Source organism: Kitasatospora sp. MBT63 (assembly GCF_000710465.2).
Taxonomy (GTDB): Bacteria; Actinomycetota; Actinomycetes; order Streptomycetales; family Streptomycetaceae; genus Kitasatospora.
This window is the reverse complement of record NZ_JAIZ01000099.1, coordinates 1-353: the sequence shown is the minus strand read 5'-3', so window position 1 is coordinate 353 and position 353 is coordinate 1. Positions and strand designations below refer to the sequence as shown.

General features: G+C 69.4%; 1 protein-coding gene. It reads right to left on the bottom strand.

Annotation, left to right across the window (positions count from 1 at the left end; all coding sequences use genetic code 11):
- Positions 1-353, bottom strand: a 353-nt coding sequence (locus AA75_RS47120) for a helix-turn-helix transcriptional regulator (RefSeq protein WP_033818837.1), incomplete at both ends; no start/stop codon positions are given.

Here is a 353-nt window from a genome sequence, read left to right as displayed (position 1 = left end):
CGGAGGTGGCGGCGGGAGGTGATGCCGAGTTTTTCGTAGACGTGGCCGAGGTGGTATTCGACGGTTTTGGTGCTGAGGTAGAGCTGTTGGGCGATTTCGCGGTTGGTGAGGCCTTTGGCGGCCATGCGGGCGGTGTCGAGTTCGCGTTCGGTGAGGAGGTTGTCGGGGTGGTGGGGGTGGGTGCCGGGTTGGTGGTCGGGGTGGTCGGGGTGGTCGAGGAAGGGTTTGGCGCCGAGGGTGGTGTAGCGCTGTCGGGCGCGGTGGAGGAGGGGGGTGGCGGTGGTGTGGTCGGCGAGGTGGTGGTGGAGGCGGGCGGCGGCCTGTTCGAGGCGGGCGCGGTGCAGTGGGGGGTC